We start from the raw sequence: 16,286 nt of genomic DNA, 5'->3' as shown, positions 1-16,286 counted from the left end.
TCTCGTGCGACTTGAGGCTCATCCTCGAGTCCGATACTGGGCCGTCTATCCATCGTTGACGACGAACGACTGGCCCGTGATGAACCGTGCATAGTCCGATGCGAGGAACGCCGTCATGGCACCGATTCCGTCCGGCGTACCGAGATAGGGGAGTGGCGTCCGTGATTCGTTCCGACTGTGCTCCTCGCGTTCGCCACGCCCGCTCCCGAGAGCGCCCCCGTCGAGGAGTACGGACGACTCTTCGACGAAGGCTGGTAGCTCGCACCGACAGTATCGGTATAGCCACATACAATTCATACATCGCCAGCACGAGCGCGCCCGACGTCCGTGGGTCGAACAGACTCAACCAGTCCGTTGTACCCACAGAGTTATCTGGAATCGTGAACTATCTCCGAACCTCACGAACATGGCCGACTCAGAATCCACCCAGAAGGCAGCGAGCGGGCTTCCACCCACGGACGACCCGTTCGAGGGCGTGCGGTGGTCGACGCTTGACCGCCAGGGGTTCGCAGAACTGTATCGGGAGGAGCTTGCTCCGCGATTCGAGGCGGACGGTCACGACGCCGAGATGGAGAAACCGACGCACCAGTGGTTCCGCGACGAGGGGCTACGAGCGTTCCTCGCCGCGTTGAGACGGCACCACGACTGCTCGTTCGGGGAGTTCTGGGACGCGGACCTCTGCGGAGACTCGCAGGACAGGGGCTACGACTGGGCAACGGACGACGAGGCGACCGTCGAGGTTCTCGAACGGTTCCTCGACCGTCGCCGGAACCGCCACGACCTCTCCGACTCTTCTATCGACGCGATGCGGACGCGCCTGAACCTCTACGTCCGGGCGTACACGGCCGCGAACGACACCGACGACCTCCTCTCGCCGGTCCGACGGGATTCGGAGCGCCCGGCCTACGAAGCTGTCGACGCGTGCTACGCCGCGTTCGACTGGTTGAACGACGAGGGCTACGCCGCCCGGACGAAACGCCGCGTCAGGGGCGTCGTCGACGACTGGTACCAGCACCTCGTCGGGCGGCGAGTAGCGGCTACGAACCCCGCTACGGGCCTGTACGCGGAGTTCAAGTGGCAGATCGACGCCACCGACCCGCCAGCACTCACGGCCGACCACGTCCGTTCGTTGATGATGGCGGCCGACGGGCGGCGCGAACGCCTGCTCGTCGTCGCACTCGCCGGGTGGGGCCTCCGAGCGAACGAGGTCGCCTCGTTGCACGTCTCGCAGGTCCACCGCGACGACGACGTGCCCTACCTGACGTTCGAGGAGCGCAAGAACGGACCGGGAGAGGTGAACCTGCTCTACGGGGTCGACGCGCTCGACGATCGAATCGACGAGCTGAGTGCTGCCTCTGGAGTTGATTCGGGAGATAGCGGAGACGACTGGCACGGCTACCTCTTCCCCTCGTCGTACGAAGGGGTCGAGCACGTCGGCCGCGAGCGTATCTGGGCCTGGTTCCGGGACCTCGCCGAGCGGGCGGACCTGCCGGAGACGGTCGGCGACGAGCACCCCTCGCCACAGCTCTGTCGTCGCTTCTGGTACGACACCTACACGGCCGCTCTGGGTGAGTTTCTGGAGGGTGTCGGCGACATCGCGGCCGAGCAGGGCTCTTCTGACCCCGCCGTCGTCCACGACAACTACCTCTCCGACGAACGAGCACGGCGAACGCGGCGGGAGTTCATGCGTTCGCGGCTCGCCGAAGCGTTCGAGGGATAGGAGTACACCGACTCTGTGTACTCTCCGTGGTCTTCACGGGTGACGTCGGCGTGGGGGTGTACACGCGCCAGGTTCTGCCAACGTTTGCTACGACCCGTCCCACGCAGTAGTTGTCTCTTTTGGTGGTGTTCATCGACGAGGTTCACTACCAACATTCATTAATGGTGTTCGCCGATGATTGGATCTGGTACTGTTCAGTCGGACAATGCTCCGTCGAGATCACCGACCAGTTGTTCCTTATCCTGGTCAATATTCATCGCAAGTACATCTTGAAGCCACTAATTCACCATCTCATTGGGTTTCACCAACTACAGCAAGCACTCTCTGGGTCTAATTAATGAAGTTAATTGATTGTGTTCTTGGCTGGTGTTCATTGGGTGTGTTCATCGTTGGTGTTCATCCGGCGACTCCATGAATTGAGTTCGTTGGGTTCGGTAACCACAGTGGTTCATGAATTGTCTGACGTGGATTCAAGTGGGGGGAGTCGTATGTCCTCCTTATGTTGGCGTACTCCACGTACAGTGAGGCCGGCGGGGTCGGGAAGACCACCACGGCGGCGAATCTGGCTGTCGCGCACGCACGCGCCGGTCTGAAGCCCCTCGTCGTCCCGCTCGACCCGCAGGACGGCGACCTGTCGCGCCTGTTCGGCGTCGACGACGAGCGAACCGAACCGGTCGACAACCTCGTTCGGCATATGATCCGACGACCGAAGGGCGAGTTCACCGACCTCATCCGCACTGTCGAGGGGGTGGACGTCGTACCGGAACACAACATGCTCTCGGACTTGTCGACGTTCCTCCAGCGCGAGAAAGAGCAGGCGGAGGCGATGGGCGAGGCGTACGGGATGCACGCCCAGCTACTTCGCGTCCTCCGGGAGGCGGGCATCCCCGACGAGTACGACGTCCTGATCTGTGACCCACCAGCGACGGAGGGGCCCCACCTCTACAACGCGATTCACGCGACGCGGTCGCTGGTCATCCCCGTCGAGCCGAGCGCGAAGGGTCGCGCGGCAGTCGAGGGGCTGGAAGCGCTCGTCGCCGGGTTCGAGGACCAGCTCGAGATCGACGTCGGCGTCCTCGCGGCCGTCCCGGTCGGGTTCAAGGACACGCGTGATCAGCGGACGGTCCTCGACGAGATCGAGTACGCCATCCCCGAAGTCTTCGGCGAGCGGGCGTCGCTGATGGAAGGGTGCTGGATGCAGCAGTGCTCCGCGTTCAGGTACGTTCGCGAGTTCCGCGACCGCCAGCGCGATTACGAGCGGGAGACCCTCGCGCAGTTCGACCGCCTCGCACGCTATCTGGAACGCGAGGTGGGCCTGGAGGCACCGAACCCACCGGAACCGGGCGACGTAGATCACGAGGTGGCGACGATATGACGGGGATGAAGGAGGGAGCGGGAGAGGACCCGTTCGCCGAGGAGTCCAGCCCGAGCGAAAGCCCGGAGCGCGATGCATCCGAGTCGGAAACGGTCGAGGAGCAAGAGTCATCGACTGCAGAGACAGAATCGAAGGGCGCTACGCAGCAACGGACGATGCAGATACCGTACAAGTTCCGTCGCGACGGCGTTCAGGACGGGCGTGACAGAGTGCCGCTGTTCCTCATGCCCGACACGAAGAGTGCAGAACGGGACGCGCTCCGCGAACTCGAAGACCGGTTCGACGACGACGTCTCGCTAACAGACCTTCGGGAGGCGCTGATGATGGTCGGTCTCGACCACCTCGACGAGGTAGCGGGTCACCTAGAAGGGTGGGGCTACGGGATGACGTTCGAGTAAGTCACCCAGTCGACCCTGACTCGAAGCGTGATTCCACCATCTTCCCTCGAAAAGGCTCCTCAGTTCAACGTCCATGGGCCACGTCGATCCAACAACGCGAGTGCTAGCAGATACAGTTGTCCTTCGGAGTATACGAGAGTAGCCTCTCGAAGGAGGTGTTCAGTCGCATCTGGAGTTGTGACCACGGATCATCAGCTCCTGGCTTCTTTAAATCTCATGTCGCTATACACTCTTGGAGTATCCACGCTCACAAAGGCTCGGCGTTCGAATCTCTACGGACCACAATACAAGAATTACCCCCTCTAACGACAGCAGGGGCTGATTCGGCTGAGGGTACCGAATGGGTTCGTCGTCGGGTCGTTCAGCCTGCAGCATCGTCGGTCGGAGTGTCCAGTGCACTATCGAAGAACCCCCGGAGCCGTTCGATGAGGTACGCCGGTCGCTCTTCTGGTATCCAGTGACCCGTCTCCTCGAGCACTTCGCTTTCAACGTTCGTCGCGACGGCCTCCATGTCTCGTACGGTTAGCGAACCGAAGGACCATTCACCGGATAGTGCCAACACGGGCATCTCTAATGGTGTTTCGGCGTGTCGTTCGTTCTGTTCGGCATCGGTGTCGTACGCCCGATAGTACTCGAACCCACATCTCAATCCGCCAGCCGAAGAGTAACATCGGACGTACTCGTCACGGGCTTCGGAATCGATCTTCGAGGGGTCCCCGCTCAAGTCATTGTAGAACCAAGAGAGATAAGCCCGCTCGTTGCCCGAGACGAGCAGTTCGGGCAGGTCACGTTGCTGATGAAAGTACATGTGCCACATTCGTCTCGGTTTCTCGTCCTCGCGGACTCCCGGCAACATTGCGTCCAACACTGCTAATGCATGGACTTCATCTCGATACTGTGCCGCGTAGGCGTACGCCGTCGGCATACCCCAGTCGTGGCCGACGAGCGCCACCGATTCGAAGCCGAGGTGGTGAACCAGTTCCCGAACGTCCGTCGAGACCGTATCCTTGTCGAACCCATCCACCGGTCTCTCGGAATCACCCAAGCCTCGAAGGTCCGGTGCGACGACGGTGTAGTCGGTAGCCAAATCGGAGATTACGTGTCGCCACTCGTATCAGGTCTGTGGCCATCCGTGTAGAAGGACCACCGGCTCTCCCCCGCCAGCGAGCGCGTAGTGCAGTCGAACGCCATTGACCTGTGCGGTGTCGTGCGTGATATCGACAGGCATAGTGTGCTGTTACATCCCTACCGATTGGGTCTTTGGGTTGGTGACCGTCCTCACTGCAGAAAGGATGGTGCAGTCGTGTCTCGGCCCGCTGAAGAAAGGGCGTTCCAACGCCGATTCGTGTCGGTGACGAGATCGTCGCCGATCCAAGTGGATGTGGTGTTGAGCGTGTAGGCTCCTCCGAAATATGCGGCAATAATCTTGTGCTGGTCCCACGAAAATTCGATCTTCGATCCGACACTCTTTCGCGCCTATGATAAGCTCCTGAAACTCGGACTTGCCGGCGAGGCGATCGTCGATTACTCGGTCTACACTCATCTTCATGAGGAAGGACTCGATCATTTCCTCGACGATAGCGAGTACGGGACTTCCAGATCGGCTATCTTGAAGAGTCACTGACCCTCGGTATTGGCCTGTACAACGATCGAAAGGTCGCCATCGGAGCGTACAACGAGACCGGTGAAGGGGACCACATTGCGATGCTGCTCAGTTCTAACGACGCACTCGTCGAGTGGGGCAGCGATCTCTACGAAGCCTATCGCACGGCAGCGGTCCCGGCCGAAAAGCCAGTGGATTCTACCGGGAAGTAAGGAATCCGTGAGACCGATAGACAGAGAGCGTTGGTCTATCAGCTACTTCGAGTACTGCTTCGGAGACGCTGTCCGTCGCCTGCCGAACAGAGGAGTCGATATCAGGGGTGGACGAACGGAATCTGTCTGGACGCAACGCTCTCGGGGTGGCCGACCGTTACATCTGGAGAACCGTCGGCATATCGACGTTGCACGTGGCGACGACCAGGCCTGCCTTTATTACTCTCACTTTCGAGTGTCCGGTCGTGGATTCGACCCAGCGCCGCGATCTCGCGCTGTTCGTCGGCCTCTCGGTGATGGGCGGCGGGGCGTTTCCTGCCGTCGAGGCGGCCCTGTCCTACATGCCTCCGTTACTGATCGCAGCGTTCCGATTCGACCTCGCCGGGGTGTTTCTGCTGGGGTATGCGATCACCACCACCCGTAACTGGCGCCCATCCACTCGCGGTGACGTGCTCGCTATCGTAGGTGGAGGGACGCTGTTCTTCCCGTTCGGACAGGGCATCTGGTATATCGGCCAGGCACTGACGACGAGCGCTCTCTCCGGACTGATGGCAAGTCTCATCCCGCTGTTGACCGCTGCGTGGTCGTGGGTACTCGTCCCCCAAGACCGGGTATCGAAAGACGAGCTCGTAGGACTCGGCATCGGGGTCGTGGGCGTACTTCTTACCCTGGTCCCAGGGGCTACCTCACTCGTCGACCAGGGCATCGTCGGAAAACTGGTGATATTCGTCTCAGCTATCGGAACAGCGCTGGGGAGTGTCCTGATTCGACGGGCGGAGAACGCCATCTCCGTGCCCGCGGTGACCGCGTGGTCGATGCTTCTCGGCGCTGGCCTGATGCACGCGCTCAGTCCGGTTGTCGGCGAGTCGCTGGCGGACGTAACGATAAACCCGACAGCAGTCCTCGCTCTCGGCTATCTGACGGTGATTTCGACCGCGCTCGCGTACATCATCTACTTCGTCCTGATCGACCGGCGGTCTGCCGTGGAGACCAACCTGATTCACTACCTCTTCCCGGTCGTCGCTATCGTGGCGGGGTACGTGCTGTTCGGCGAAGCGCTCCCGCCGTCGGCACTGCTGGGGTTCGTGTTCATAGCGGTGGGCTTCGGGGTTCTCAAACGACGGACGATTGCCGTCGAACTCTTCGACTAACCGGTTCTCTGAATGCACACCGCGACTGCATCTGCTAACTAGCTGGTCGGACCCGGTCGTACTTTACGCGGTGCGTGTCGAACTGGCCCACAGCACGACCACTGATGGGGGGTACTACAACAACATCCGTACGAAGAATTTGTGTACGGACACTGGCAACGGGACTAGTCCTCTCTACCCTCGTGTCGGTGCTGATTCAGGAGCCATCCAGGCAAGTACGATTCCTCCGATCGCCACACCTCCAGCTACGAGAAATGCGACTTCGAACCCACCCGTATCGACCAGTCTCCCTCCGATGATCGGAGCGACGAACGCCCCAGCGAGCCCAACACTCGTTTGAAATGCGACTGCGGTTGCTGCGACTTGTTCGGTGACCAACTCCCGCACGTAGGTAAACGAGAGGCCAAGCGTTAGTTGGACTGCAAAGCCCGTGACGAGCAATATCGCTACGAGCACAGGAATCGACTGGAGCCAGGTGAATGACAAGACGAGTGGTGTCGCTACCACGAACGAGCCCAGAACAATCGGTCGCCGCCTCCCTGCGAAGACCCTGTCCGAGAGTAGTCCACTACTCGTCCGCGCGAAGATACCGATCGCTGGGAAGACGGCGACGAGTGCTCCACTGACGGTCACCGACAAGCCGAGTTCTTGGGTGAGATACGGCCCACCCCAGCTATTGACGAAGAGATACAGGGCGTACCCAGCAAATCCGAGGCCGCCAACGAGCCAAACCTCTCGATTTCGGAGAACTGCACCGAACTCGCTAAGGGTTGGTGCATCGCCAGAACTGTGCCCGAGGCCACGACTCGTCGGCCAAAATATGAGCAGGCCCAGTAGCGCGATGCCAACGAACACGATGAAGATCGCAGGCCACCCGAAGTGAGACGCGACGAGTGGGCCTCCGCCTTGTCCCAGCGCGAACCCGACGGGCCCACTGGCGGTGAAGACTCCAACAGCCGTTGCTCGCCGGTCTGGCCCTACTGACCGACTGACGATATCGATTCCCGCATTCCATACAGCAACGTACGCGATTCCACCGAGAATCCGTGAGAGGATGAGCTGACGGTAGTTCCCGCTTTGTCCAGCCACCCACCCCCATCCCCCCGCGATGCAGAGCAGAAAAACGGCGAGTACCATTGCGGTACGAGTGTTCATTCGGTCGAGAAGAGCTCCGGTCGGGAGGCTCGCGACGACAGCTGTGCCGAACATCGTTCCGACGAGGAGGCCGGCCGCAGTCGCGTCGATGCCGAGCGAGTCACGAATTACGGGCGTCACGCTCGCCGGGACGATTTCGTATGCTGCCAGACCGGTTGAGATGAGACTGGCTCCAACGACGAGCCCCCACGTTGCTCGAGGATTCCGGTTCTGAGTACCCTCTGATCGACCGGGAGAAGTCACCGTGTCGGGCGAGCTCGTCATGTGAAGAGAGATTCGACCGTCTGTGCTGGCCTCGCTGTACGTGTTCTGGCTGGTTGTGATTGGGCGCCATACGCACTCGGAGCGCTGGAGCGACGATTCTCGTCTCCCCTACCCGTCGAGCGATGGCCGAGGGCGTATTCATCTGGTGTCAAGACTCTCCACTCAGTGTTGGGTGCTCGTGAATGCACTTTCAACTACTCATGCCCCTCCAATCTTACCGGTGAACGTTCAACATCACACGTCTACCGAGGGTAGTAGATATGGGTGCTCGGTATCCGGGACCGTCTGCTATCTTCGATACGACGCCGAGAACCCAGCCCTAAACCGGGCTTGGTCGACGTGCACGTAACCATCTGGAGTATGCTCGCCTCCTCACAAACCTAACACGGTAGTGGGGGGTTCATCATCACACCCATGGTCGTATATTCAACGGGGTCGTGGAGACGAGAGAGTACCGATGGTGACTCCCTCCGAATCGCTGCGCTCGGTGCGCGTCCTCCTCGTGGGTCCTCCCCCCTGGATGACGTCGTTCGAGCAGTATCTGGCAGCACAGACTGAGACAGCTATCGAGTCTGTCGAAACAACTGAGGAAGCGGTAGCGCGACTCGAGGAGCGCTCGATCGACTGCCTCGTCTGTGAGTACGACCTCGACACATCGACAGGTGTGGAACTGGTCGAGAAGGTGCGTGAGCATGCGCCGTCGCTTCCCGTCGTCATGTGTACCGGTTCCGGAAGTGAAACGGTCGCCAGCCGTGCGATTGCTGCTGGTGTTTCGGACTATGTGGCCCTCGACGGACCGCCTGCCGAGCAGTTCGACAACCTCATCGAACGGATCGACCGCAGCGTTCGGACCGCAAAGCGGTCAGTTACGCAACGCGACCGAGCACGCCAGTTCGACGCTATCTTCCACGACACTCGGACGGCGACGTGGGTGCTCGATCCGAATGGAGCCCTCCTTCGCGCGAACGAGACGGCACGCGAGCAGATTGAAGCACCCATAGACACCGTCGTCGGTGATCCGTTCTGGATGCTCCCGTGGTGGGCTGGTGAAGAGGACGTGCAGTCGGACATCCGTGGCGTTGTCGAACCTGCACTCGATGGGACATTCGGGAACGCAGTCGTCACAATAGCGACAGAGGGCGACCCGACGGTCGTCGAACTGTCCGCCCAGCCAGTACACGACGAGCGTGGAGCACTCGTCTCAGTCGTCGTCACTGGTGTCGATATCACCGACCGCGTCACGCTCGAACGTGAGTTACGTCAGTCAGAGGAGCTCCACCGGGTTACTCTGAATAATATGACGGACACAGTTCTGATTACGGACGAAGATGGCGAGTACACCTACGTCTGCCCCAACGTTCACTTCATCTTCGGCTACACCGACGAGGAAATCCATGAGCAGGGGACGATAGACGACCTCCTCGGCACGGACCTGTTCGACCGTGAGGAACTCGCGGCGAAGGGAGTCCTCAAGAACATCGAGTGTACCGCGACCGACAAGGCTGGACGTGAGCATACGCTCCTCGTCAATGTCCGAGAAGTCTCGATTCAGGACGGCTCAATCCTCTTCAGCTGCCGGGACATCACGAAACGGAAACAGCGGGAAGAAGCGCTAGCAACGCTTCACGGGACGGCACGTGACCTCCTCTATGCCGAGACGCCGTACGAGATCGCTCAACACATCGTCGATGATACGCCCGGCGTCGTCAATCTCGGTGCGAGTGCTGTCTATCTGTTCGATGACGACGCGAACGAACTGCGACCAACGGCTCAGTCGTCACGGATGAAGGAGCTACACGGCCCACTCCCGAGCGTGCGAGCAGACGCGCCAGGACTCACGAGCGATAGCTTCCTCGACGATGAGTCACTGTTCTTCGACGACGTCCACGATGCGGATTGCCTCGAAAATCGCGCCACAGAGCTTCGGAGTGCGGCGTACATCCCGCTCGGCGAGCACGGCGTGTTCATCGCTGGCTCGTCGGACGTCGGACAGTTCGACGCCGTGACCCGCGAACTCGCGGATTTGCTCGCAGCGACCGCCGAAGCCGCCCTCGACCGCGTGCAACGTGAGTCTCGACTCCGGAGTCAGGACCGAGCGCTCCAGACACGCAACACCCAGCTCACCGCGCTGAACCAGATCAACGAGATCATCCGCGAAATCGACCAGGCGCTCGTCCAGGCCGAAACCCGCACGGAAATCGAGCACGCCGTCTGCGAACGGCTGACGGCGAACGACCGCTTCGCGTTCGCGTGGATCGGGACGGTCGATTCACCATCGAACACGGTCGAACCCCGAGCGTGGGCCGGGTCGGAACGTGGCTATCTGGACGAATTATCCTTCTCGGTCGCGGAGTCCGCTGTCGAACCGGCTGGTCGCACCGCGGCTACGCAGCGGGTAACGACTGTTAGCAACGTCGCCGGTGGACTCAGGGAGGAAGCGTGGCGGAAGAATGCGTTGTCGCGTGACTATCTCTCGGTGGTGAGTGTGCCGCTCGCGTACGACGAATTCACGTACGGAGTGTTGACGGTCTACGCGAACGAGCAGCAGGCGTTCGACGAACTGATTCGGGAGGTGCTCTCCGAACTCGGGGAGACAGTCGCCTCTGCGACGAGTGCTGTCGAGCGAAAGAACGCGTTGCTCTCGACGTCGGTGACGCGCGCTGAATTCGAGTTCGACGACCCAGCGTTCGTCCTCTCACGCCTCGCTCGAGAAGCAGCATGTCGCCTCACGTACCGAGGGGGTGTCCAGCAGACCGACCAGGGAAGCTACCTGTTCGTTACTGTAGACGGGGCGTCACCGTCGGACATCGAGCAGGTCGCGGAGCGACTCGTCGGCATCGACGACTTCCAGCAGATTCGATCGACCAACGCTGGTGGAGTGGTTCGACTCAAACTCTCACAGCCGTTTCTCGCCCTGGAGCTAGCCGACCACGGGGCGATACTCCAGCACCTCACTGTCGATGAGACGATTGGGACCGTAGTCATCGATATCCCGCAGACGGTGGACCTTCGTCACATCAGCCGGCTCGTGTCCAACTCGCTCGATACGATCGACCTCCAGTCGAAGCAAACGCTGGATCGGTCCTCGACACAGGACCTGTATTCGCAGTTCCTCGAGCGGGTGACCGACCGGCAGCTGGAAGTGGTGCAGACGGCCTACTACAGCGGATTCTTTGACTCTCCCCGCGAGAGCACAGGTGAGGATGTTGCGGCCACGCTCGACATCTCACCGACGGCGTTCTATCGACACGCTCGGACCGTCCAGCGCAAACTGTTCTCGACCCTGTTCGAAGAGATCGGTGTGACGGTGAGCCCCTCCCCAGATCGTACCTGACAGCTGTCCTTATCGAGTCCCGTCACTGTGGTTCGGCCGATGAGTCGCTCGATTAACCGCGCGTCGACGAAGAGACCGCTCGTGGGGGGTTGAACATCGAACACCAGGCACCGGTACGTGTTCGCCATTGAACGAGAGCGCCGATGCGGCGAGCGGCCGGACAGCGTTCATACCGATGCGAGATATCGAGTACGACCCCCGTGAAGAGTCGGCGTACGAGTGCTTCGAGTGCGGGACGATCGTTCGGGTCGAGGACTATCCAGAGTCCTGCCCGGACTGTGGAGGGTCGATGCGCAATCGTCAGACGACGTTCGAATAACGCATGGCGACAGAGACCCCCCAGACACGACCACATGAAGCGACCGACGACGAACCGGCTGTCGAAACCGCGCGGCGGCAACTCGACCACGCTGCCACCCTGTTCGACCTCGACCGCGATGTCGTCGAACGGCTCAAACAACCCGCGAAAGTAACGGAGGTGTCGGTGCCCGTCGAAATGGACGATGGGACAGTCGAGATGTTCTCCGGCTACCGTGCGCAACACGATAGCGTCCGCGGGCCATACAAAGGCGGCCTCAGATACCACCCCGACGTCACGCGCGGCGAGTGCATCGGGCTATCCATGTGGATGAGCTGGAAGTGTGCGGTGATGAACATCCCGTTCGGTGGTGCGAAAGGGGGTGTCGTCGTCGACCCCAAGCGCCTGAGCGACGACGAAACTGAGCGACTCACGCGCCGGTTCACGCAGGAGATCCGTGACGTGATTGGGCCGAATCGGGACATTCCGGCACCGGATATGGGTACGAATGCCCGGACGATGGCCTGGATGATGGACGCCTACAGCATGCAGGTCGGTGAGACGACGCCGGGTGTCGTGACGGGAAAACCGCCAGTCGTTGGTGGAAGCTACGGGCGTGAGGAAGCACCGGGGCGGAGCGTCGCCCTCGTGACGCGTGAGACTTGCGAGTACTACGGGACACCGCTTGACGAGTCGACCGTCGCAGTGCAAGGGTTCGGAAGCGTCGGTGCGAATGCCGCCCGTTTGCTCGATGACTGGGGTGCCGACGTCGTCGCCGTCAGTGACGTCAACGGTGCACTCTACGATCAGGATGGTCTCGATATCGCCGCGATTCCGACACACGACGATGAGCCCGAGGCAGTCACGCGGAATGCCGATGCTGCCCTCTCGAACGAGGAGCTCCTGGAACTCGATGTCGATGTGTTGATCCCTGCTGCGGTCGGGAACGTCATCACCGACGCCAACGCCGACGATATTCGGGCCGGGCTCGTCGTCGAAGGAGCGAACGGTCCGACAACGACGAGTGCCGACGGCATCTTGCAGGAACGAGGGGTTCCTGTCGTGCCAGACATCTTAGCGAATGCGGGCGGTGTGACGGTGAGTTACTTCGAGTGGTTGCAGGACATCAATCGTCGTGCGTGGACACTCGACCGGGTCAACGACGAACTCGAAGCCGAGATGCAGACGGCCTGGGAGGAAGTTCGGACCGCAGTCGACGATAACGACGTATCGTGGCGAGACGCGGCGTACAGCGTCGCGCTGTCTCGAATCGCCGAAGCACATGACGCGAGAGGACTTTGGCCGTAGTGGTGCTCGCCTTGAATGGTGAGTCATAGCCGGGCACGCACCCTCGTCACCCTGCCCGTTCGGTCGACATACTACGGAGGTGTACAGACTTCCTCCCGACTTCTCTCTTCATCTATTCTGATTGTGACCGCCGAATAATACGCACACCAATGACCATCGATTGGCTCTTGTGTCGATAGCCGAGTCATGAAGTACTGAGTCTGGGCGCCCCCGATGCTGCGGGCGTATGTAGTGCACTCGCACCGACTATCGTCAAGGAGTCGTGGGACGATTACGTCATCTCCAGTGTGAATTCTCACCACCCTCTGGCAGACCGATACGCGGATTAGGAGGCCTGTGATTCGGCCCCTTGCCCATACGTCGGTAACTCCTTCCCCTGTGTTTGCGGTGGTCAGATATGGGGCCCAAGCCGATAGTGTTGGTCATCGGCGGCGTCTGTGGATATTACTCCGACAAGACGTGAATCATCAGAATTTAGCCATCCAACACATAGAGACGTTTACTGTGCAGCGAACGGAGTTAAGATAGTAGCATTGTTTAGAATACATCGTTATACAATGGTTCTCGACACCAATAACGGAACGGAGGGGGTTTCGGTGGATGACTGAATATGAACCCGGTGATGGGGAGACGTTACTCATCGGTATCGACGCGGGGAGCTTCGCCATCTTCGACCGCCTCATCGAAGAGGGACACGCGCCGAATATGGAGGCGCTCTGTACTGGTGGGGTGGCGGGGTCACTCGAATCACAGGTGCCACCGTGGACGCCGAGCGCGTGGCCCTCGATGTACACGGGCACCAACCCCGGCAAGCACGGCGCATTCGGGTTCACTGGATACGACGGCTACGACTGGCATATCGTCGGCGCGGACCACGTCCAGGAGCACGCCCTGTGGGAACTACTCGACGAGCGGGGACTGACGAGCGTCGTCGTCAACGTCCCGATGACCCACCCACCGGGTGACATCGACGGCGCAATCCTCCCGGGGTTTATGGCACCCGAGGACCCGAATTGCCATCCGAAGGGACTTCTTGCTGACGTCCGAGCGGCCATCGGCGACTACCGAGTGTATCGCTCCTATGATGTCGAGAGCGACGACGAAGAGCTCACCGAGGCCGAGAAACTCGTAGACTACCGCGAGTGCATCCGAATGCGTGGGGAGGCGTACCGCTATCTCGCCGACCGGTTCGACCCCGACTTCGGGTTCGTCGAGTTCCAGCACACGGACAAACTGTTCCACGAGTTCGGTGGCGACGACTGGGAGCAGGTCCGAACGGTGTACGAGGCGCTCGACGAACAGGTCGGCGCGTTGCTCAATGCCCGTGACCCTGAGCGCGTGTTCATCGCCAGCGACCACGGCATCGGTCGCTACGATGGCTGGCAGGTTCACGTCAACGATATCTTGCGCGAGTTGGGGTATGTCGAGACGACGACGGACAGTACCGCGATGCCCTCTTGGAGCCCGATTCGGGATACGCTCCGGGAGGGGACCACCGACGCCACTGACGGCGGTAGCGTTGACGGTAATGGTGACGGCGGCAACGGAGGTGAGGAGGCTGTCGATTTCGCCGAATCAGTCGCCTATATGCGCCATCGGTCGGAACTCGGCGTCCGCATCAACCGCGAGGGACGCGACCCAGCAGGCGTCGTCCCCGATGGAGAGTTCGAGGCTATCCGCGAGGAGATCATTGCAGAACTCACAGACCTGAGGGCACCTGACGGTAGACCTGTCTTCGAGGATGTCGCTCCAGTTGAGACGTACTTCGAGGGATCCGAGACTGACCGCGCCGTCGACATCATCACGGTCCCGCGAGCGTTCGACAATCTTCTTCATACGGAATTGGCTGGGGAAGCGTTCACCGTTGCTGATAACCTCTGGAACCACAAGCGCGACGGGATGATCGTCGCCGTAGGCAACAGCATCGACTCCTCGGAGTCACTCGCCGACGCACACCTCTTTGATATTGCCCCGAGTGTCCTCGCGGCGCTGGATGTCCCCTATAGCGACCGAATGGACGGTAAGGTCCTTCCCGTAATCAAGAACGACGGCGAAGCCGTCGCGTACCCGGAGTACGAAGGGGTGCGTCCACATGACAGCGCCGCAGATAACGCTGTCAAGCAACGCCTCTCTGACCTCGGTTACCTGGAGTAGCCAGGTGAGAGCGACCCCTAACTCGGGTTCAGCTGCTGTATAGGAGTTCAATGTCTCGATGATCTCGGCGGCCCACTGCTCCGGCACGCCCGACGCGGGGTCGCGACAGTCGTCGAGGTCGACCCCCACGAACAGGTCCTCTTCGGTGAAGACGAACCCGACACCGCCACTGTCGCCACACACCCCAACGTCGACCACGTCTTCGAATATTTCCCCACGTCTCTGGGTCCGTCACGGGCGCGTACTGCCCCGTCGACGAATCGATGGGAATCTTCGTCCGCTTTCCGTCACGTTCATCCGAGCGCCCCCCGACCCATTGTGGTTCGTCGTTGAGTGCATCCGGCAGGGCACTACGGTCCGGGAGGCCTCGAGTCACTATGCACCCACTTCAGCTAGAAAGATCGCGCTGTCAACCAGACTGTCCACATCCAGATAACCTGATTGTTCAGTCTGTGATTCGTTCATAGTTCGAAGGGCGACTCGAAGCGGCCCGTTCCATCGGGCCGCTCGATAGACTCGTTGGAGATGTTCCAAACCGACCTTGCTCGACAGGGGCCGACCGGATTCTGGCTGTCATCAGAGCTCTCGACGATTAGGGCTCCCATGAGGAGTACAGTATTCGGAAAATTCGAGTGTGGCAATAGTAGGGCTGTAATCGCTAAAATTGCAATTCGTTTAGGATTAGTCGGAGTTTCCAAACAGTTCTAGTGACTCCGACGCAAACACGCTGGGTTTCGAACGAACTGACGAGGAGAACTTCGGGGAGAAGGCAAAGCCGAGCGCGATGATAAATGCCTTGGACGACGGTATCCTGACAGGCCGATTGGAGGAAGCGGTCTCGATTCCCCTGGGAGTATGCACTACCATTTCTGCCGTTTCGAAGTGTGTGGCTCGTTGCCGTGATTGGTCCACAGGCCGGAAGCAGTGGGTCACCCTCGTATTACCAGGACACCTCTCCACGCTCGTCATGAGATACGAGAATAACTATTACTTCTTTCGTACCGTCGTCTATCGAACCGCTATATAATCGAATCTTGGCAATCGTTATTAGCATCCAATGTCCGCCAGTGTACTCCTCTCGCGCCAACATCACGTCATTCCGCCAGTTCCATTCCCACTTCGACACTGCAATCTCATATTCAACACTTTTATTTCCTACTATCCGGTTATATACCGGATATTCGGGGCGGTATGTGACAATACATTCGCATTTCCGTGATTCAGTATGGCGAATCCAAAGTGAGACAGGACGACATTGATAGAATAAAATAGGCGCAATTCGAATACGGTCTGTGCTGATTTACCGTGTGGGAT

The 16,286-nt window shown here is 60.1% G+C and carries 11 protein-coding genes and 1 pseudogene; 9 read left to right on the top strand and 3 right to left on the bottom strand.

Features of this window, described 5'->3' with window-relative positions:
* Positions 1-45: 45 nt before the first annotated feature.
* On the bottom strand, positions 46-288 hold the full coding sequence (locus MX571_RS22815) for an SDR family oxidoreductase (RefSeq protein WP_368409079.1): 243 nt from the start codon (positions 286-288) through the stop codon (positions 46-48).
* A 118-nt stretch (positions 289-406) separates the two neighbouring features.
* Here MX571_RS22815 and MX571_RS19875 point away from each other — a divergent pair, with 118 nt between their 5' ends.
* From MX571_RS19875 to MX571_RS19865, 3 genes are all read left to right on the top strand, one after another.
* Positions 407-1,720: a tyrosine-type recombinase/integrase gene (locus MX571_RS19875; RefSeq protein ID WP_247420584.1), complete on the top strand. Its 1,314-nt coding sequence runs from the start codon at positions 407-409 to the stop codon at positions 1,718-1,720.
* Positions 1,721-2,219: 499 nt separating this feature from the next.
* Positions 2,220-3,095 carry a ParA family protein gene (locus MX571_RS19870; RefSeq protein WP_247420582.1) on the top strand — a complete coding sequence of 292 codons (876 nt, stop codon included), beginning with the start codon at positions 2,220-2,222 and terminating at the stop codon, positions 3,093-3,095.
* Positions 3,092-3,493, top strand: a complete 402-nt coding sequence (locus tag MX571_RS19865) for a DUF7970 domain-containing protein (RefSeq protein WP_247420580.1) — start codon at positions 3,092-3,094, stop codon at positions 3,491-3,493. The genes MX571_RS19870 and MX571_RS19865 overlap by 4 nt, the downstream gene beginning before the upstream one ends.
* Before the next feature lie 361 nt (positions 3,494-3,854).
* Here MX571_RS19865 and MX571_RS19860 read toward each other — a convergent pair.
* Positions 3,855-4,721 (bottom strand): annotated as a pseudogene (locus tag MX571_RS19860) (alpha/beta fold hydrolase).
* A gap of 371 nt (positions 4,722-5,092) precedes the next feature.
* Here MX571_RS19860 and MX571_RS22545 point away from each other — a divergent pair.
* Positions 5,093-5,308, top strand: a complete 216-nt coding sequence (locus MX571_RS22545; protein ID WP_368409082.1) for a transcriptional regulator FilR1 domain-containing protein — start codon at positions 5,093-5,095, stop codon at positions 5,306-5,308.
* A 245-nt stretch (positions 5,309-5,553) separates the two neighbouring features.
* The gene (locus MX571_RS19850) at positions 5,554-6,459 is read left to right on the top strand and encodes a DMT family transporter (RefSeq protein WP_247420573.1); all 906 of its coding nucleotides are present in this window, start codon (positions 5,554-5,556) and stop codon (positions 6,457-6,459) included.
* Between the two features lie 174 nt (positions 6,460-6,633).
* Here MX571_RS19850 and MX571_RS19845 read toward each other — a convergent pair whose 3' ends face one another.
* Positions 6,634-7,878 (bottom strand): MFS transporter, encoded by a 1,245-nt coding sequence (locus MX571_RS19845; protein WP_247420571.1) that lies wholly within the window; start codon positions 7,876-7,878, stop codon positions 6,634-6,636.
* Positions 7,879-8,335: 457 nt separating this feature from the next.
* Between MX571_RS19845 and MX571_RS19840 the strand changes: the two genes are divergently transcribed.
* From MX571_RS19840 to MX571_RS19825, 4 genes are all read left to right on the top strand, one after another.
* Entirely contained in the window at positions 8,336-11,212 is a 2,877-nt protein-coding gene (locus tag MX571_RS19840; RefSeq protein ID WP_247420568.1) for a bacterio-opsin activator domain-containing protein, read from the top strand.
* Between the two features lie 127 nt (positions 11,213-11,339).
* Positions 11,340-11,531, top strand: a complete 192-nt coding sequence (locus MX571_RS19835; RefSeq protein ID WP_379752010.1) for a rubrerythrin-like domain-containing protein — start codon at positions 11,340-11,342, stop codon at positions 11,529-11,531.
* A 3-nt stretch (positions 11,532-11,534) separates the two neighbouring features.
* Positions 11,535-12,818 carry a glutamate dehydrogenase GdhB gene (gdhB, locus tag MX571_RS19830; RefSeq protein WP_247420566.1) on the top strand — a complete coding sequence of 428 codons (1,284 nt, stop codon included), beginning with the start codon at positions 11,535-11,537 and terminating at the stop codon, positions 12,816-12,818.
* Between the two features lie 600 nt (positions 12,819-13,418).
* The gene (locus MX571_RS19825) at positions 13,419-14,972 is read left to right on the top strand and encodes an alkaline phosphatase family protein (RefSeq protein ID WP_247420562.1); all 1,554 of its coding nucleotides are present in this window, start codon (positions 13,419-13,421) and stop codon (positions 14,970-14,972) included.
* The last annotated feature ends 1,314 nt before the right edge of the window (positions 14,973-16,286 follow it).

The organism is Halomarina salina (assembly GCF_023074835.1).
GTDB lineage: Archaea > Halobacteriota > Halobacteria > Halobacteriales > Haloarculaceae > Halomarina > Halomarina salina.
The sequence above is the reverse complement of the archived record's forward strand: the minus strand, read 5'-3'. Positions and strand labels throughout refer to the sequence as shown.